We start from the raw sequence: 19,480 nt of genomic DNA on the forward strand, positions 1-19,480 counted from the left end.
ATCTGTCTGCTGATAATTAAAATGAAACGCTCGCGCTCAGTGAAATGAAGTCACGATCTTCAATGGAGTTAAAGTTTCCGCCAAAGTAATCCGTGTAAGACAGTGAAACGCTGTATTTATTCAGGTAATCAGCAGTCAGGCTCAGGCCCAGTGTTTTCTCATCTTCATTGAACGCGGGGCCAGGCTGTGGACCGTAACCTTTGAGACCGTGTTTAAAACTGATCTGTGGAGACAGGTTTACCCCAGCAAATGCATTTGGGTAGCTCAGGTTTGCACGCACAACGTAACCGTAAGAGTCCTGAGTTACGAAACCTTCAGTGTCGCCAGCGGTGTACCCGAAGGCACCGTTACGGCCATATTTCAGAGCATTCGCATCTTCATCAAGGCCATGTACATGGGTCCAGGCCAGTTCACCGATTAATGCTAAACGGCTGGCTCCAAGTACCTGATCATAGAATTTCACAAAGCTGGTTTGCAGCTGTGTCACATCCAGTTCACTGTAACCATAAATTGTGCCACCAGTACCTGCATCAGCAACCAACTGATCAGCAGCTGTATTGCCAGAACCACCGGCATACTGTTGCAGGATTGCTGCTACCAGCAGAGGTCCGTTGATCTGAATAGGTACATCACGTTTGTGGCTGATTTCACCCGACCAGGCAACTTCGCCAATGTTGGTGTTGAAGCTCAAACCAATCATCTCGATATCTTCTGGGTAGCTGGTGAAGTAGGTGGTATCTACCAGAGTGCTGATACCTGCCAGTTTGCCAGCTTGTGCTGCCGCGGCTGCAGCTTGTGCTGCCGTACCGTCACCGCTCAGTACAGCGGCGGCTGCTGCATTACCTGCAGCTTTTGCCTTAGCACCAAATGTCGCAATGTCAGTCTGGGTATTAACCGCACTAGTGACCGGTAGGCGGCTGTGATATTTGGCAAAGTAGACTCCGAACTCAGTGTTATTCAGGTTTTCTGCAAAGTAGCGAGCAGAGAAACCAAACTGGCCGTCATCATCAGCTTCACGTCTGCCGTCAGCATTGCGATAAATGACAGGATCAAAGCCAATCGCACCGGTCGCGATTGCAGGTGTGTAGTATTGCTGATCAGTCAGTGGCAGAGTTATGCGTATCCCATCACAGCCCTCGGCAGCAAAATCAATATTAGAGAAATAAGTGCCGCAACCATCAATTGCGGTTGGTTCCCACTCGATCTGGTAGAAGCCTTCAATGCTCAGGTTGTCTGTCACACCCAGAGAGGCAAAGGCCATATTAACAGGCAGCAGGCCTTCTTTAACTTCTGCGCCTGGACGACGGAATGCGTTTACGTCAAATGGGTTGATCGAGTTCAGACCGCCTTGAATAAAGGTGCTCTCACCCCAGTTTATGACCTGACGACCAATGCGGAGGTCAAGTGGCTTTTCGCTTTCACCAATATCAAAGCCAGCGAAGACGTAGGCATCTAAGATCTCAAAACCAGAGAACTTGGAGAAGTCGTTAAAGTCTGAATCGTTCAGAGTTGTATCGGGCGTATATCCATTTGGTGAATGACCATGGGAGCGGTTGCCATCTTCCAGTTCTGCATCGTACCAGTATTTTGCGCGTCCAAAGAAACCTACATTATCTTTGCGTAGCTCCAGGTCGTGTACGCCTTTGACAATTTGAGTGAAAGTTTCACCCTTGGAGAAGTTCTGGTTGCCATCATCATAACTACCTGAACCACGGCTCTGGCCGCCATTAAAGGTCGAAATCAGTTTGGAAGAAGGATCATCCATACGCCAGCTTGCACCGACAGAGATTTGAGAGTCAAAACGTCCTTCAATTTCTCCCAGATTAAATTCAATCGCCTGAGCTTGGCTCATGCAAACTACACTGCCTACGAGGGTAGGCAGAAGACGGCGTGAGAATGCCGGGGATTGGTTTTTGCTGCGCCGCAAAATCCGGTTTTTTATTGCCATTTCGTTCACCTGACTTCTTATTTTTCTAAAAGGTTCTGACTATATATTTATAGATTTTAGTCAAAACATCCAAAAATACTGAATAAATAGAGGGTTAAAGCTCTATATGCAGGTTTTTGGATGTTAGTAATCATTGTCGGTCTTAAAACAGTTCTCAATGACAATTGCCGCCAAGCTTAGTAACAAATTTGTTCTTTAGGGTTGAAAAAATGACCTTAAGTGCCAAAAATAAAAATGGGAAGTGCGTTTCTGGTTAACAAAAAACAGGTTAGAGAAGCAATGGAACGTAAGATAACGGTTCCTGCTGGCTACGTGCGGCAGTTACTGAAACTGGTTGAAGAGCAGGGTTATAGTGTTGATGAACTGCTGAACTATGTTGGTATCGATTCAAGCATGATTGATACCCAAACAGAGTTTCCGGCGGATAAGTTTGGACTGTTGTATCAGCGAATCTATTACATTGCGCAGGATGAATATTTTGGCATGTTGAGTGGAGGAAAGGTGCCTAATGGTACCTTCCGGATGATGTGCCATTGCCTGATTCACTGTAAAACTCTTGAACACGCCATCTATCGTGCCAGTGATTTCCATGAAATTTGTCGTGGCACTCAGGTCAAACCTTTTCTGGTGAGAAAAGGCCGATACGCCAAGGTTTCTTTCACCACTACTGATGCCTCTGGAATGGATCTGGAGGAACTGTTGAAGGATTCTACACCGGAAAAAATTCGGACCTCTTTGTCGATGTGGCATCACTTCTTATGTTGGTTGCTGGGCGCCCGACTGGACTTGAAAGCGGCCTATCTGTCATTTCCGGAACCTGAAGATATCTCCTTATACAAAACCGTTTTCCAGTCTGAAGTTAAATTCGATCAGCACGATAACGCAATTGTTTTCCCAGCAAGATTCCTCGATTACCCCATCGTCCAGACCCCGGATACGTTGCGAAGCTTTCTGAAAACGGCCCCTTATCAGTTGATTGTGATGGTAGATGACGATGCCAGTCTGAAGGCTCAGGTAGTTGCTCTGATTGGTAAGGATTTCAGCCAGGAGTTGCCGAGTGCAGAAGACATTGCCTACAGGCTGCACATGTCAGTTTCCACCTTGAGACGGAGATTACTTGAGGAAGATACTTCCTATCAAAAAATTAAGGATGAATGCCGCAAAATGGCAGCTTTGAATTATATGAATTCACCGCAGCTTTCGATTAATGATGTGGCCGGCTTGATGGGCTTTGAGGAGCCATCGGCATTTTTCCGATCCTTCAAAAAATGGACCGGGATGACACCGGGTGAATATCGCCGCAGTGACACCTATTGCCAGCAATTAGAGCAAACATAAACCGCGCTGAGGCCTATAATTGCTGAGTTTTTATAGCGTATGAATTTTTTTGTCAGTAGATAAGGCTTGAATTGTTATTGTTTGGGGCGTGCTCTGAGAAGATCATGAATTAAGCATTTCCCAAATGTAAAAACGCTTTCGAAGAATAATAAAAGCAGGCCGGAATGTATTCAGGCTTGCGAGGAACGGAGCAACATGAGCGATGAGTGAGTATCGTTTTCCTTATCAGGATGCATTGTTTGTATTAAATGACTTGGTGGGTCTTGAACAGATTTGTCATCAGGCAGGGCTTGATGAATTCGCTGAAGGCCTTGGTGAAGCTGTGCTTGATGAAGCGGCTAAGCTGGGCGAAGAGCAACTGGCCCCACTTAACCGGGTAGGCGATCTGAAGGGTGCAACCCTTGCTGATGGTAATGTTCAGCAAACCGAGGGTTTTTCTGAGGCTTACCAGCAGTTTTGTGAGGGTGGCTGGCCATCTCTGGCGGGCAACCCGGAATTTGAAGGGCAGGGGTTGCCTTTATCACTGTCTGTTGCTGTGAATGAAATCTGGCAGTCTGCAAACCTTGGTTGGGCGCTTTGCCCGTTGCTGACTCAGGGGGCAATTGAAGCGATTGAAACCCATGGTAGCGAAGAGTTGCAGAATACCTACCTGCCTAAACTGATCAGCGGTGAGTGGACAGGTACCATGAACCTGACTGAACCCGATGCCGGCACCGATCTGGCCGCTCTGAAAACCAGAGCCGTCCCTGAAGGTGATCATTACCGTATCACCGGACAAAAAATCTTTATCACCTGGGGTGATCATCAGATGACAGACAATATCGCTCATCTGGTATTAGCCCGGTTACCGGATGCGCCAGCAGGCGTGAAGGGTATCTCTCTGTTTGTTGTGCCTAAGTTCATGCTGGATGCAGAGGGTAATATCACTGACCAAAGAAACGATGTGGCCCCTGTTGCTCTGGAGCATAAGCTGGGTATTCATGGCAGCCCGACCTGTGTCATGAGTTTTGGTGATAACGGCGGTGCAGTGGGTTATCTGGTGGGTGCTGAGAACAATGGTCTCGCATGCATGTTTACCATGATGAACGATGCTCGTCAGGCAGTAGGATTACAGGGGTTGGCAATATCTGAGCGCGCATACCAGCATGCGCTGGCGTATGCCAAAGACCGTATCCAGGGAACCCTTCGGGATGGTTCTCGCATCAGCATCATTAAACACCCGGATGTACGTCGTATGTTACTGCAGATGAAATCGGGTACTCAGGCAATGCGGGCCCTTGCATATGTGGCGCGAGCAGAAGCTGATCGCGCTAAAAATGCGCAGGATGAAGAGACAAAAGCGATTCACCATGCACGTACCGAACTCTACACCCCAATTGTAAAGGGTTGGATGACTGAGTTGTCTCAGGAGCTCACCTATCTGGCTGTGCAGGTTCATGGCGGTATGGGTTTTATTGAGGAAACCGGGGTTGCGCAGCATTACCGTGATGCACGTATCCTGACCATTTACGAAGGCACAACAGGCATTCAGGCTCTTGATCTGATTGGCCGTAAGACCCTCATAGATAAAGGTGCGGCGCTATCTGCATTGCTGGAAGAGATTAAAGCTGATCTGGATGGCATCAACTCCGAAGCCATGAGCGCTATTGTAAAAGCGGTAGATTCAGCTCTCGATGATGCTGATGTTGCGCGTAAGTGGGTACTTGATAAAGGAGCTAAAGACCCCGCTGCAGCAGGCGCTGCCAGCGTGAACTTCATGATGTTACTGGGTTACCTATGCGGTGGCTGGTTGATGGCGAAGTCCGCGGCTATTGCAGAAGGCAAGCTAGGGGCACCTGATGCAGATAAAGATTTCCTCGAGAGTAAAATCGTCTGTGCGCGTTTTTATGCTGAACAGTTATTACCAAGAACCGGCGCTCTTCTTAAGGCGATGCAGAGCGGTGGTGAAGCGGTAATGGCGCTTTCTGAAGATCAGTTTTAAGCAATAACAGCATAAGTGAGGTTTACGATGAGTGAGATAACGCGCGAATCCATGGAGTTTGATGTTGTTATTGTAGGTGCAGGCCCGGCGGGTTTATCCGCCGCCTGCCGACTGATGCAACAGGCAAACGAAGCAGAGCAGGAACTGACTGTCTGTGTAGTAGAAAAAGGGTCTGAAGTGGGCGCCCATATTCTCTCTGGCGCGGTGATTGAAAGCCGTGCTCTGGATGAGCTGTTCCCGGACTGGAAAGAGCTGGGCGCACCGCTCAATACTCTCGTCACAGAAGATCAGATTTTCCTACTGAAAAACGAAGAAAAGTCCGTTCAGGTACCGAATGCGTTTGTACCCAAAACCATGCATAACCATGGTAACTATATTGTCAGCCTGGGTAATGTTTGCCGCTGGTTGGCGGAGCAAGCGGAACAACTTGGCGTAGAAATCTTCCCGGGTTTTGCCGCTGCTGAAGTGCTGTACAACGATGATGGCAGTGTTAAAGGCATTGCCACCGGTGATATGGGCATCAGTGAATCCGGCGAGCAAAAAGACAGCTATATGCCGGGTATGGAACTGCATGCGAAATACACTATCTTCTCAGAAGGCTGTCGTGGTCATCTGGGTAAAGAGCTGATCGAGAAGTTTGAACTGGACTCAGAAGCGGATGCGCAGCATTACGGCATCGGTATTAAAGAACTTTGGGATATTAACCCGGAGAATCACAAGCCAGGTCTGGTTCTGCACGGTTCAGGTTGGCCTTTAAGCGATGGCGCCAGTGGCGGTTTCTTCCTCTATCACACCGAAGGTAATCAGGTGGTAGTGGGTCTGATCATTGATCTGAACTACAGCAACCCCTACCTGAGTCCATTTGATGAGTTCCAGCGCATGAAGCACCATCCAGTACTGAAACAGTACCTGGAAGGTGGAAAGCGCGTTTCTTATGGCGCTCGAGCAATCACCAAAGGTGGTTTCAATGCTCTGCCGAAGATGACCTTCCCGGGTGGTATTGTTGCTGGCTGTAATGCCGGTACGCTCAATTTCTCCAAGATTAAAGGCACGCATACGGCAATGAAATCCGGCATGCTGGCCGCAGAAACGATCTTTGAAGCTCTGATTGAGGGATGTGAAGGCGGTAAAGAACTTAACAGCTTCACCGATAAATTTGAAAGTTCATGGCTCTATGATGAGCTGTTCCGCTCCCGAAACTTTGGCCCTGCATTGCATAAGTTTGGTCCGATTATGGGTGGTGCCTTTAACTTTATCGATCAGAACCTGTTTAGCGGCAAGATCCCGGTCACCCTACACGATGATAAAGAAGACTATGCACAGATACGGCCGGCCAGTGAATGCACACCGATTGACTATCCAAAACCGGATGGTGAGTTGAGCTTTGATAAGCTGGGTTCAGTGTTCCTGTCGAATACTAACCATGAAGAAGATCAGCCTTGTCATTTGCAGCTTAAAGACAGCTCAGTGCCGTTGCAACAAAACCTGCCGAAGTTTGCAGAACCTGCTCAGCGTTATTGCCCTGCGGGGGTGTACGAAGTGGTTGAAGATGATGCCGGACAGCACTTCCAGATTAACGCCCAGAACTGCCTGCATTGCAAAACCTGCGATATCAAAGATCCGGCTCAGAATATACGCTGGGTAACGCCAGAGGGTATGGGCGGACCGAACTATCCGAACATGTGAGGATGTGTAGTGGTCAAGTAAAACTGGCCACCACTTTGTAGTCATTCCAGTATATTTCTTCTGCCAAATTCGGTGGCAACATCCCGTTATGCTGATGCGGCCTTTGCTGGCTGTAATATCCAACGATGTAGTCAGTAATTGAGTTCCTAGCCTCTGTTATTGAGGCGTAACCTATCTCTGGAACCCATTCGGCTTTCAAGCTGCGGAAGAAACGCTCCATTGGAGCATTATCCCAGCAGTTGCCGCGTCGACTCATGCTCTGTTTTATCTTGTGCCGCCACAGTAGCCTACGATACTTCACACTGGTGTACTGGCAGCCCTGATCGGAGTGGAACAGTAGGCCTTCAGGTCTACCCCTTAATTCAAAAGCCATCGTTAGGGCTTTACTTGTCAGGTCACTATCTGGATTAAGAGAAAAAGCCCAACCAACAGGTTTGCGAGCATATAAGTCCAGTACGACTGCCAGATAGGCCCAACGCCGCCCCGTCCAGATATAAGTAATATCGCCACACCATACCTGGTTTGGAGCCGCAGACTTAAATTGTCTTGCCAACAGATTGGGGGCAACGGGATGCTCTTGTGTTGCTTTCCTAATAACGGTGCTTGGGTTGCTGGCAACTAAACAGTTGTAACTCTGACATCAGTTTGCCCGCAACATAACGACTGAGCGGTGTGCCTGAGAGCGTCACCATAGCTGCTACACTTCGTGCACCTGCTGAACCCTCGCTAATGCTGAAGGCCTCTCTGACTTTCTCTTTCAAAAGGATGCGAGCAGGGTTTTCCCCTTTGGCATAATTCCGCCAGTATTTGTAACTGCTACGGTGTACGCCGAATAGATGGCATAGTCGTGTTGCAGAGTAGCTCCCTTGAAGTCGACGTATTACCGCAAACCTTTCAGCTCGTCGGACATCAAGAGAGCTGAAGCCTTTTTTAATATCTCTTTTTCCATCTCAAGCTGCTTTACCTGCTTCTCCAGCTCTCGAATACGACGTTGCTCTTCTGTCATCGGCGTGGCTTTGGGGGATTCTCCTTTACGCTCTGCTCGCAGCTGTCGAACCCACTTATCCATGGTGGATTTACCCACGCCCATTGCTTCAGCAGCCTCTCGTACCTTGTATCCTTGATCGACAACAAGTTGCGCTGATTCTAGACGAAATTCGGGGCTAAAGTTAGGTCGTTTTGGTTTTGTCATAGTGTCACCTGTGTAGTCAGGAGGCGATCATATCACCTCTAATCAGGTGGCCAAATTCACTATGCCACTACAGTCCGGCCATGTAGGATTAAGTGATAAAGCACTTTTAAAACTAGATTTTGAGTTGCCTATAAAGCGTAAAGCATTACTCAGTGATAACAGTGGCTGGAAAAGTTATGACATAAGCATTCAGGCAGAAGTAAGTAGTTCTAGTTTCACTTTTGATCTATCGGTAGGAGTTGATTATTCATCAACATGCCCCTGTTCTGCTTCATTGGCAAGACAGCTTTTGCAGGAAAAATTCTCTGCAGATTTTACTACCAGGGAAACAGTGTCAGTTTCTGAAGTTGAGGGATGGTAATTGAGTGCCAACGGTTCACATGCGACACCGCATAGCCAGAGAAGTAGGGCAACTGTAACCGTGAGACTGGGTAAAAGCTTCGAGCATTTCCCAATTTTTGAGCTGATAAATAAGGTAGAAAAAACCTTGAAAACTCCGGTACAAACTGCGGTTAAACGAGAGGATGAACAAGAGTTTGCGAAAAGGAATGGGCAAAACTTGATGTTCTGCGAGGACGCCGCGCGGAGAATTAAACGCGAGTTAAGTCTGGATCCAGTCTACACGGACTTCAAAATCAAAGTGGAACACTTTGAGAGCTTACATGCGCACGATGCTGTTGCCATGGTGGTAAAAGGGGTTCCTGGCGGTTTGAGCTATTCGTAGATCCTTGAGCATATGCTTTTTGTCGGCAATTTACGGCTGTTCTATCGGAAGTTAATTAACAGTGCATTTGCCAAACATTGTTTGTAGGTTCCAGCAGGTTATTATACGTAAACAGCCACCATGATTTGGACAGGAATTTCTTCTTTTGGACTCTAAGAAGACCTCCTCATAAGTCGGTTTAAAATCTTCATAAGTATGCTCATTTTGAAGCCTTTTGGCTTTTTGTTTTGTTTCAAAAAATTCTTTCTTGCTTATGGCATAAGAGATGTTATCATCCGTGCAATCGTTTCATTCTTGCCCAGACAATCGAGCTAATATGCGCTTGTAAGTAAGATTATATAGTAGTTTGAAACAATGGCTGTTTACTTTACTGAAGATATGCTCTCAAAGCGTTTGTTTACGTGGCTGCTAAGCATTCACATGAAATGAAACATTTCTCTTTGAACTTATTAAAAGACGCTGTAAACAAGTAATATCGGTTATTCCAGGGGTGCGCTTTAGCGCGTAAGAGTTTCAGACTCTCCCCACTAAAAAAGCGCATACCTCAGGTTGCGCTTTTTTTAATTCATAGGACACTCAGTCATGTTGCAATCAATGCGTGATAATTCACAAGGGATTATTGCTAAAGTTCTGGTTGGTTTGATCATTGTCGTTTTCGCTCTGTGGGGCGTTGACTCACTGGTCGGCCTAGCTACAGCCGAACCACCTCCCGCTGAAGTCAATGGTAAAGCCATTACTAAGAATGAGCTCTATCGTGGTATCGATCTGCAACGTCGACAAGTTCTAACTCAAATGGGCGACAATGCTGATCCAGCCATGTTAGACGATGTTGTTCTACGCAAAGTGGTTTTGGACAATCTCATAGATCGCAACGTACAGATCAGTGCAGCAGAAGAGCTAGGGCTTTTTGTGTCTGATCAAATGCTGGACCAGATGATCGTTGCAACGCGGGAGTTTCAGGTTGACGGTCGATTCGATCGCAACCAGTTTGAATCCGCTCTACGAGGAGCTGGTTTTACTCCTTTGACGTACCGTGAGCTTCTTAAGAGTGAAGCGCTGATGAATCAGGTGCGCGGTGCTTACGAGCAGTCAGCTTTTTTAACCGCTTCGGAACTTGATCATCTTCTTGCTTTGAATACACAGACGCGTGATATCCGAGTGGCGCGTTTCTCTGTTGACGCTGATTCACAGACAGTGAATGATGCGGATGTGCAAGCTGCTTATGACAGTATGGGCGATCAGCTAATGACCCAAGAGCAGGTCGTTGTTGACTATGTTGTACTGGACCAAGCGGATTTTGTTGACCCAGACAGTGTGACCGAAGCCGAAATTAACTCTGCCTATGATCAGTTAAAAGCCGGTTTTGAAGGTGGTGAAGAGCGTTCTGCTAGTCACATACTCCTTGAGATAAGCGATGCCCAGCCTCTGGATGCAGCGCTGGCAAAGGCTGAAGAGATTCGTACGAAGTTGGCGGCCGGCGAAAGCTTCGCCTCACTAGCTGCTGAGTACTCACAAGATATTGGTTCAGCTAATTCAGGCGGTGATCTAGGTTACCTGACGCCAGGCCTTTTTGAAGGTCCCTTTGATGATGCTCTGTTCTCATTAAATGCCGGCGAGTACTCTGAACCTGTCGAGACCGAGTTTGGTGTGCACATCATCAAGTTAAACGATGTGCGTGCTAAAGAGGTGCCAGCACTGAGCGAAGTGCGCGAGGATCTCATCTATGATGTTGCTGAAGCGAATGCAGAAGAGGTTTATGTCAGCGCACTAGAACGTTTAACGGATTTGGCCTTCTCTTCAGGCGACCTTGCCGTGCTTGCTGAGGAGCTGTCACTCGAGATACAAACCTCAGAGCCTTTGACTCGTAATGGTGGGACTGGCGATTTTTCTGACCAGAAACTGGTTCGTGCAGCCTTCTCTGATGTTGTGACCAAAGAGCGTCTAAACTCTGACCCTATTGAGGTGAGCAGTGGTCGTACCTTTGTTCTTAACATGAATGAATTACGACCAGCACGTCAGCTTGAGCTTGCTGACGTGCGTGATGATTTAATCAGCAGACTTAAGTCTTCCCAAGCGGCTAAACTGGCCTTTGAACAGGCTCAAAGTGCACTCTCTGCTGCACAAGAGGGTAAAGTTGACTTGGAGTGGGCTTCAGTCAAATCGATTGCACGTGGTGCAGCCGTTGATCTTGAACCTCAGATTGTAGAAGCAGCTTTTGCTATGGCTCGTCCAGAAGGTAGTGCAGACTATAAGGTTGTCCAGCTCTCTGATGGTACAGCGGCATTGATCACTGTTGATGCTGTTGGAACCTCGCAAGAGCAGATTGCTGAAGAGCTTCAGACACAAATTTCAACAATGTTGGCTGCCGGTGAGGGTAGTCAGGCATTTAGAACGCAGTTTGAAACACTAAAATCAAACGCTGAAATCGTCATCAATTAAGTCGACTTCAGTGAGATAGCCGCTCTTTAGCGGCTATTTTTTTCAGTTGCACGTCGGTGCGCCTTTAACGCTAAGGTAAAAGAGAATGAAATTGGATCAGGTATTTGGCATTCATGCTGTCACAACGCTGTTAAACCGTGACCCTGAGAGGGTAAAACGCCTCTTTATTGTTCAGGGACGCGTTGATCCGAAAGTAGAGAAAATTCTAGCCCTAGCTGCCCAGGCCGGTGTTCATGTTGAGACTATCAGCAAACATCGTTTGGATGAGCGTGTCGATGGTGTTCATCAAGGGGTGTTGGCCGAAGCTAAACCTCTACCCATTCTGGGTGATAAAGAGTTGTTTAAGCTGATGGATGAGGTTGACCAAACACCTCTTCTGCTAGTGCTTGATGGGGTTACTGACCCTCACAACCTAGGTGCATGTCTGCGTACCGCTGATGCGGCCGGTGTCGCAGCTGTCATCGCCCCTCGTGATAAATCGGCGCCATTAAATGCGACAGCGATTAAAGTTGCTTGTGGTGCAGCGGATGCAGTGCCCTATTTTCAGGTAACCAATCTCTCGAGAACGCTTAATCAGCTTCAAGAGCGTGGAGTGTGGATTGTCGGAACGGCGGGTGAAGCGAAAGGTTCCATTTACCAAACAGATCTAACCGGCCCATTAGCGCTTGTGATGGGCGCTGAAGGCAAGGGGATGCGCCGCTTAACACGAGAGCAGTGTGATCTGTTGATTAAAATCCCAATGGCGGGCGAAGTCTCCAGTTTGAATGTCTCAGTAGCAACCGGTGTTACCCTGTTTGAGATCGTCAGACAGCGATCAAACTAACTGCGTCGCGTATTTGGCTAGCATCCACTCCTCATCCGTAGGGACGACCTGCACTCTGACTTTGGATGATTTAGTAGCAATCTCAACTTGGTTGCTCTGATTTAGCTTGTTATCGATCTCTAGGCCTAGCCAAGCCAGTTGACTGCACACTTTTTCTCGAATGAGTGGGGCATGTTGGCCAACGCCAGCAGTGAAAATGACTCTGTCTAATCCACCCAATATTGCGGTTAACCGACCAATCTCTTGGGTAATGTGATAGCAGTAGTAATCGACGGTGAACTTCGCTTCCTCTAAATCTGATTCGAGCAGTGTTCGCATATCACTGCATAGACCTGAAAGACCCAGCCAGCCACTCTGTTTGTAGAGAAGTGTTTCGAGCTGATTTGCATCCATCCCTTCACGCATCAAATGAATCATCACGCCAGGATCTAAATTGCCTGTTCGTGACCCCATCGGTAAACCATCAACTGCTGAGAAGCCCATGCTGGATGCTTTCGACTCGCCGCCCAACATACCGCAAGCCGATGAGCCTGCTCCCAGGTGGAGAACGACAGTTCGCTCTTCTGGGTTTTCACAGAGTTGTTGGGAGTCTGCTATATAGGCGTACGACAGCCCATGAAAACCGTAACGGCGGATACCCATGTCACGAATCGATTTAGGCAGTGCATAACAAGTTTCTAGCTCCGGTTGATGAGCATGAAACATCGTATCGAAAGCGACCACATTAGTTGAGCCTGGATGTGCGGCTCGCACTTGTTCGATTAGACGTAGATTGAATGGCTGATGCAGCGGGGCCAGTGAGTTGAAAGATGTTAACTGTGCCATCAGGACGTCATCGACAAGGGCTGGTGCCGAGAAAAGGCCGCCTCCATGAACCACACGGTGAGAGACTATCAGTTCATTCTCTACTAAGTTGAACTGCTCAAAGAGTCTATCGACAACGGCAGCATGGATGCTGGCTGGATCAGTTTTGTCGAGGTCGGTGATCTCGATAGCCTTGCCATCAATGTTTAGAGCTAAATGGTCTGAACCTACGCCGGATAAGGAAGCTTCTCCAATCTTGGATAAAAGCTCGTTGTGTCGAGTGTAGAGAGCAGCTTTAAGGCTCGAAGAGCCAGCATTTAGCGTCAGTATGTTCATGACTATATCTTGCGGCCGTGGTGCACCATGTAGGAGGCCAGAGCGCAGCTTGCGAGCCGTGCGAGAACACCATCCGCTCGGCTTGTCAGAATGATCGGTACTCTAGCGCCTACTGCGACACCGGCTGACTGAGCTCCAGCTAAATAGATCAACTGTTTAGCAATCATATTGCCGGCTTCAAGATCAGGTGCTAGAAGAATATCGGCTTCACCGGACACTGGTGAGTTTATATGTTTATCGATCGCAGCCTGTTTTGATATGGCGTTATCAAAGGCGAGAGGACCATCCAAAATCCCACCAGTGATCTGGTTGCGATCGGCCATTTTACAGAGGGCAGCAGCATCAATGGTGCTCTGCATGTTCGCTTTCACCTTCTCGACAGCCGCTAGAATGGCTACTTTGGGGTGTTCATTCCCTAACGCATGCGCAAAGTCTATCGCATTCTGGACGATATCCTTTTTGGTATAGAGATCAGGAACAACATTGATCGCCGCATCAGTGATGATCAATGGTTTGTGATAGTTCGGTACGTCAAACACAAACAGATGACTCAAACGTCGCTCTGTTCTGATGCCACTCTCTTTGTGTAGAACGGCTCCTAGCAGCTCTGAAGTACCTAGAGAGCCTTTCATTAACGCTTGAGCGTCGCCCTGTCTAACGATGTTACAGGCGACCTCAGCCGCTTCATGACTGTGTTCAGTGTTGATGATCTGAATGCCACCAAGATCGGCGTTAATCTCCTCACTAGCCTGACGAATCTTATGCTCGGGGCCAATTAAAATAGGATTGATTAACCCCTGTTTAGCCGCTTCAAGAGCGCCGGCTAAGCCATTACCCTCCACAGGGTGGACGACGGCTGTGGTAATGGCTGTCGTCTGTCGTGCCTGTTCAATGAAGTACTCGAGTTGATTATTGGAGGGTAGATCTTTTATGACAGTCATCACACAGCCTTAAAGTGGTTGCTTAAGTGTATCGGTATAAGGTGGCCATCCCATCGCCTTGCCACCTAACAGGTGAAGGTGAATGTGGTAGACCGTTTGCCCTCCATGTTCGCGACAGTTCATGACAGTACGATAACCATCTGATGAAAATCCTTGGTCACGAGCAATCTCAGCTGCGGCTAATTGGAGGTGACCGAGGGCCTCAATATCCTCTGCAGTGGCATCATCTAAAGTTGAGATATGTTTTTTAGGAATCACTAAAGCGTGAAACGGAGCCTGTGGGTTGATGTCACGGAAAGCGATCACATGATCATTCTCAAATAGCTTTTCAGCAGGAATATCGCCAGCGACAATTTTACAAAATAGACAGTCCATCATTACTCCAATTTTTAAAGTGTTGCGGTAGACAATACCAGACCCGCTAGTATCAGTGCACTCCCAGATGCGCGATTGAGCCAAGCTCTGCCCTTAGGGTCTTGAACAAATTTTCTTAGGCGCGCAGCGATGCCTGAATAACCTGTCATTACAATCCAGTCGACCAATACCAGTGTCAGGCCAATAATCCACAACTGAACTGCTTGTGGCTCGTTAGGGTTCAAGAATTGTGGTACTAGAGCGAGTAGGAAAACCATCCCCTTAGGGTTGGTGATGTTAACTAAATAGGCGCGAATGAAGCGCTCTCGTTTTCTAAGTGGCTCAGCATTGTGCAGCTCTAACTCAGCTTGTGAGCGAATAATCTGAATGCCCAACCAGATAAGGTAAGCGGCGCCTATGTATTTAATGACTGTAAATAGAATGGGTGAGGTTGCAATGAGTGCCCCCAACCCTAGTGAAACCACCAGCATCTGGGTTCCATAGCCACATATAAGGCCAAACACTGCAGGTGCTGCACCTCGCAAACCATTTGAGAGCCCAAAACTCACAGCGGTAGCAAAGCCAGCGCCAGGGGATAGCGAGATCATGATGGCTGCGCCTAAGAGGGCAAGCCAGAGTTCAAAGGACATAGAATTTGCTCAGTAGTTAGAGCTGATAATTTAGGCTGTCTCGCGACGGTAGTCGAGTACCCTGTCAGTAATGCCTGCGCTTAACCACATAAAGAACAGTGCGACCCAAGCGGTGAGGGCCATTACTGCACCACCAGTAACACCAGCGCCCACAGCACACCCGCCCGCAAGCATGCCACCAAAGCCCATGAGTGCTGCACCAACAAGGTAGCGTGTTAAACCTGTCTGTTCAGTAAAGGTTTGGATAACAAACTCTTTGGTCAACCAAGAGGCGAGGAATGATCCAGCAAAAACACCCAATACAATGCCAATATCAAAGGAGAATGGAAATTCAGGTTCGTTAATCAGAGCCATTAAAGTATCGGCAGACGGGCCCGTAAAGCTGACACTCTTCACGGCGATAATGTCGAAAGAGTTAGCGGCATGCCAAGAGGTGAGACCCCAACCAAGTGCTATGCTGCCACCAACAACCACCGCACCAAACTGGTAGTAGCCGTTGGTTTTGTTTTTGATAGCAAGATAGATAGCGCCAATAAACAGAATGGCACCCATCGCTAACGCACCATACTCAGGAAGGTACATTGAAAGGTCGCGCGAGCTTCCTTCAACTAGCCACCAAGAGGATGCTTCACTTCTCGCAGGCGAGAGAATACCGCGCAGAGCTGCCTGGGAGACAATGGTAACAACTAGGCCAGCCACTAATGCACGTAAGTTGCCTGTGGCAGAGAGAACAAGAAGACGGCTCGCACAACCACGCGCCATCACCATTCCGATGCCAAATAGCGTTCCACCAAGGATAGCCCCAGACATGGAGCCTGTGGTCACAAGCTGGCGAATACTGCTCTTCTCAAGGTTACCATTCAGCATCAGTAACTGCGTCAAAATAAGCGCCGTAGAGAAGGTGAACAACCAAATCGAAAATTTAGCTCCCGGCTTATTACGCCAGAACTCAATACAAGCCGCACGAAGACAGAAGCGACTCTGTTGCGCAAACGCCCCGAAAATTAGACCTGTCACAAGCCCTAAAAATAGCGCGACCTCTTCGCTGGTAAACTGTTCAAAAAACTCTGGCATCACTCAATCTCACAGGTGTTTGCGTCATTTTGCCTTGGCTGATCTAAGAACGCGAATTAATTCAATTAACAGTTGATGGTGATCAATTTTGGAGCCCTGAAATCTTGAATTAAGGAATTATGAGTAATTCCATTTTAACGGCTTTTCATGACCTTTTTCAGAAAATCGCAGCAAAAAATAAATTTAATGCTAGTCTGAATAAATACATTATGTGATTAATACGGGAGCTGCCAATGAATAATAAATACGTACTATTACCATTAGTGCTATTAATAGTTGGCTGTCAGCAAGCAGCTCAGCAAAAACCACAAAGCTCAGCGTCGATTGATAGAAAAGTAACATCTCCTTACGAATTGAACTCATCAACAAGTCGTGCAAAACGGACACAGTATGAATGTAAAATCGCTACAATTCCTGGTCTAAAGGCAAATCCCGTCGCCTTCGATAACTTCAGAATGGATATGGCGAATGTCGGCTTTGCAGATTTATATGGTGATGGCTCTTTAGAGACAATAGCTGGCTTTTCTGACGAACCGTATCCTACCCCCGAGAACGATATAAGACATCAGGGTAACAAAGAGCGCAGCAGAGAATACTCGGACTATATGTTCTTCAGCCCAGATCCAAGCTTTAAACTTCCATCAGATACTAGCTTCATCATGGCACGAAACATCATTCCTTCCGATTTAAATGGAGATAACATTGATGATTTAGTCATGATTCAGCACGGTCCCGATTATGCTCCATATGAACCTCAGCCCAACTATATATTGCTTTCGACGCCCGAAGGTTACGTGAAAAAACGTCTTCCAGGACCAAAGGCATTACATCACGGGGGGGCTGTTGGTGATATTGATGGCGATGGTGATTTAGACATAGTCGCCACGCCCAGCGAGCACAATAGAGTTGTGGCTTATCTGAACGACGGAAATGGAACTTTTAAGGTCAAAACCATCATTGGTGCTGGCCGGGAATGGAATCAGAATGATCGTAATTACAATACTCAGCTTTGGGACATAGATAAGGATGGTTATTTGGATTTGATTTTAGATGGCCATGATGAATACGCAGCTATCTACTGGGGCCAAGAGAGCTCTGGATTGTTTGGAAGCTTGTTTACCTCGAGACCTACACGCCTGAAAGATCTTAAAAAGCAAGTTTTCCAAGATATAGCATTTACAGACATCGATAGTGATGGCCAAGAAGAGCTTGTATTTCTTTCTTCACTGAATCTACCAGCCGCAGAACATTTCTATCAGGGTTGGGGAATATACTCTATCGGTTTCAATGGACGTAATCCCGAGCCAGTCAAAGTTATTCATGAAACTAAGACTCCCAATTTTTACACATGGTATGCCTATTTAAGCGCCTGCGATTTAAAGAATGATGGTGACTTCGATCTAGTACTACTCGTCAGCGGTCAGCGCTATCAGAACAATGAGAACAAAGTAGATAAGGTGGTTTTTGATAACAACGATGGTGTTCTCACCATGCACAAGCTGAAGGGCGAGATGTACCTAGGCCCCAAAAAGGCGAAATCAGAAGAGGCTCTTGCTAACTCTTTAGGTGTAACGATTAGGGGCTACAGCCCATCTCAAGTGTACTTCCCTTCTCCCAACGGAAACCAGCGGTATTTGAATTGGCAAAAATGGCCGAAGAAAGATGCTAGTTCGAAAAGTGAGAATTTGAAGCCATTGGATGAATCGAAACGTTCAGCACTCTGCTCACTGGATGGCTATCAAGAGGCGCCTATGTGCATAGGGAATTAATAACGACAAAGTACAGGTGGAGTGTGTTCTCGTTAAAGGCGAGTTCAATGACCGTTGAGTGCCGACAAGAGACAAAAAAGGAGAGCATTAGCTCTCCTTCTGTTTAGACAAGATTCGGCGATTACGCTTTTTCGCGGGCGATCGCTCGGTAAGCGATATCAGTGCGGTAGTAGGCGTCTTTCCAACTTACTTGCTTTAGAAGTTCGTAAGCGCGTGCTTGTGCGTCGGTTACTGTGTCGCCAAGTGCAGTGACACAAAGAACACGACCGCCGGCTGTCACGACATCATCACCATTTAGGGCTGTGCCTGCGTGGAAGATTTTGCTGTCAGCTGGAAGTGATGCAGGAAGTGAAATCACATCGCATTTGTTGTAATCACCAGGGTATCCACCGGCAGCCATAACAACGCCAATGGATGGACGAGGATCCCATTGAGCGGTTGTTTTGTCGAGTTCGCCCTTAAGCGCAGCTTCACAAAGTTCGACAATGCTCGACTGTAGACGCATCATGATTGGTTGTGTCTCTGGGTCACCAAAGCGGCAGTTGTACTCGATTACTTTAGGTGTGCCATCGGCTGCAATCATTAGGCCTGCATATAGGAATCCAGTGTATCGGTTACCCTCTGCAGCCATACCGCGAACGGTTGGGTAGATCACTTCGTCCATGATGCGCTGGTCGATCTCTGGTGTAACCACTGGAGCCGGAGAGTAAGCACCCATGCCGCCAGTGTTAAGGCCAGTATCACCATCACCAACACGTTTGTGGTCTTGGCTGGTTGCCATTGGCAGAACGTTTTCGCCATCGACCATGACGATGAAAGAGGCTTCCTCGCCATCTAGGAACTCTTCAATAACAACACGGCTACCGGCATCGCCAAAGGCATTTCCGGCAAGCATATCTTTGACAGCATCTTCAGCCTCTTCAAGTGTCATCGCGACGATAACGCCTTTACCCGCTGCTAGGCCATCCGCTTTCACAACGATTGGCGCGCCTTTCTCACGAAGGTAAGCAAGTGCTGGTTCGATCTCTGTGAAGTTTTGGTACTCTGCCGTTGGGATCTCTTGGCGTGCTAGGAAGTCTTTAGTAAACGCTTTAGAGCCCTCAAGCTGTGCAGCGCCTGCTGATGGACCGAAAATTGCTAGGCCTTCTGACTGGAAGTAATCCACGACACCATCGACTAGCGGTGCTTCAGGACCTACGATGGTCAAGGCAACGCCGTTCTCTTTAGCGAAGTTGGCAAGAGCAACTTTGTCCATGACATCGATCGCGACGTTTTCAATACCAGCTTCAATCGCTGTACCTGCATTACCTGGAGCAACAAAGACAGTATTTACACGTGCATCTTTAGCGGCGCTCCAAGCTAGCGCGTGTTCACGGCCACCTGAGCCAATTACTAGAATATTCATATCGTTCAATCCCTTT

13 protein-coding genes and 2 pseudogenes are annotated in these 19,480 nt (G+C 47.6%); 7 read left to right on the forward strand and 8 right to left on the reverse strand.

The genetic code is table 11. The features are described 5' to 3' along the window. Positions 1-16: 16 nt before the first annotated feature. Positions 17-1,948 carry a DUF1302 domain-containing protein gene (locus XMM312_RS01045; protein WP_173488556.1) on the reverse strand — a complete coding sequence of 644 codons (1,932 nt, stop codon included), beginning with the start codon at positions 1,946-1,948 and terminating at the stop codon, positions 17-19. Positions 1,949-2,227: 279 nt separating this feature from the next. Between XMM312_RS01045 and XMM312_RS01050 the strand changes: the two genes are divergently transcribed. From XMM312_RS01050 to XMM312_RS01060, 3 genes are all read left to right on the forward strand, one after another. Continuing rightward, entirely contained in the window at positions 2,228-3,286 is a 1,059-nt protein-coding gene (locus tag XMM312_RS01050; protein ID WP_173488557.1) for an AraC family transcriptional regulator, read from the forward strand. Positions 3,287-3,488: 202 nt separating this feature from the next. Continuing rightward, positions 3,489-5,267: an acyl-CoA dehydrogenase gene (locus tag XMM312_RS01055; protein WP_173480470.1), complete on the forward strand. Its 1,779-nt coding sequence runs from the start codon at positions 3,489-3,491 to the stop codon at positions 5,265-5,267. Positions 5,268-5,294: 27 nt separating this feature from the next. Continuing rightward, on the forward strand, positions 5,295-6,953 hold the full coding sequence (locus tag XMM312_RS01060; RefSeq protein ID WP_217361981.1) for an electron transfer flavoprotein-ubiquinone oxidoreductase: 1,659 nt from the start codon (positions 5,295-5,297) through the stop codon (positions 6,951-6,953). Positions 6,954-6,966: 13 nt separating this feature from the next. Here the strand turns inward: XMM312_RS01060 and XMM312_RS01065 are convergent. Further along, positions 6,967-8,145, reverse strand: a pseudogene (locus XMM312_RS01065) (IS3 family transposase). A 31-nt stretch (positions 8,146-8,176) separates the two neighbouring features. On the opposite strand from XMM312_RS01065, the pseudogene folE2 reads away from it, so the two are divergent. The 3 genes and pseudogenes from folE2 to rlmB all read left to right on the forward strand — a co-directional run bounded on the left by folE2 (position 8,177) and on the right by rlmB (position 12,131). Then, positions 8,177-8,869 (forward strand): annotated as a pseudogene (folE2, locus tag XMM312_RS11490) (GTP cyclohydrolase FolE2). A gap of 582 nt (positions 8,870-9,451) precedes the next feature. Further along, on the forward strand, positions 9,452-11,308 hold the full coding sequence (locus tag XMM312_RS01080) for a SurA N-terminal domain-containing protein (RefSeq protein ID WP_173488558.1): 1,857 nt from the start codon (positions 9,452-9,454) through the stop codon (positions 11,306-11,308). Positions 11,309-11,393: 85 nt separating this feature from the next. Continuing rightward, on the forward strand, positions 11,394-12,131 hold the full coding sequence (gene rlmB / locus XMM312_RS01085) for a 23S rRNA (guanosine(2251)-2'-O)-methyltransferase RlmB (RefSeq protein ID WP_173480474.1): 738 nt from the start codon (positions 11,394-11,396) through the stop codon (positions 12,129-12,131). Here the strand turns inward: rlmB and XMM312_RS01090 are convergent. From XMM312_RS01090 to XMM312_RS01110, 5 genes are read right to left on the reverse strand one after another with little or no spacing between them, the layout of a single operon-like run. Further along, the gene (locus XMM312_RS01090; RefSeq protein ID WP_173483902.1) at positions 12,123-13,271 is read right to left on the reverse strand and encodes an acetate/propionate family kinase; all 1,149 of its coding nucleotides are present in this window, start codon (positions 13,269-13,271) and stop codon (positions 12,123-12,125) included. The two genes, rlmB and XMM312_RS01090, sit on opposite strands and share 9 nt — an antisense overlap. A 2-nt stretch (positions 13,272-13,273) precedes the next feature. Beyond that, positions 13,274-14,212, reverse strand: a complete 939-nt coding sequence (locus tag XMM312_RS01095; protein WP_173483903.1) for a bifunctional enoyl-CoA hydratase/phosphate acetyltransferase — start codon at positions 14,210-14,212, stop codon at positions 13,274-13,276. Between the two features lie 9 nt (positions 14,213-14,221). Further along, on the reverse strand, positions 14,222-14,587 hold the full coding sequence (locus tag XMM312_RS01100; protein WP_217363598.1) for a histidine triad nucleotide-binding protein: 366 nt from the start codon (positions 14,585-14,587) through the stop codon (positions 14,222-14,224). 14 nt (positions 14,588-14,601) lie between these two features. Then, positions 14,602-15,216, reverse strand: a complete 615-nt coding sequence (locus tag XMM312_RS01105) for a LysE family transporter (RefSeq protein WP_173483905.1) — start codon at positions 15,214-15,216, stop codon at positions 14,602-14,604. A 30-nt stretch (positions 15,217-15,246) separates the two neighbouring features. Continuing rightward, positions 15,247-16,290: a YeeE/YedE family protein gene (locus tag XMM312_RS01110; RefSeq protein ID WP_173488559.1), complete on the reverse strand. Its 1,044-nt coding sequence runs from the start codon at positions 16,288-16,290 to the stop codon at positions 15,247-15,249. A 233-nt stretch (positions 16,291-16,523) separates the two neighbouring features. Here XMM312_RS01110 and XMM312_RS01115 point away from each other — a divergent pair, with 233 nt between their 5' ends. Continuing rightward, positions 16,524-18,059: an FG-GAP-like repeat-containing protein gene (locus tag XMM312_RS01115; protein WP_173488560.1), complete on the forward strand. Its 1,536-nt coding sequence runs from the start codon at positions 16,524-16,526 to the stop codon at positions 18,057-18,059. A gap of 121 nt (positions 18,060-18,180) precedes the next feature. On the opposite strand, the gene purD is transcribed toward XMM312_RS01115, so the two are convergent. Further along, positions 18,181-19,464 carry a phosphoribosylamine--glycine ligase gene (purD, locus tag XMM312_RS01120; protein WP_173488561.1) on the reverse strand — a complete coding sequence of 428 codons (1,284 nt, stop codon included), beginning with the start codon at positions 19,462-19,464 and terminating at the stop codon, positions 18,181-18,183. Between the last annotated feature and the right edge of the window lie 16 nt (positions 19,465-19,480).

Origin of the sequence: Marinobacterium sp. xm-m-312, from assembly GCF_013283295.1 — a bacterium.
Taxonomy (GTDB): Bacteria; Pseudomonadota; Gammaproteobacteria; order Pseudomonadales; family Balneatricaceae; genus Marinobacterium_E.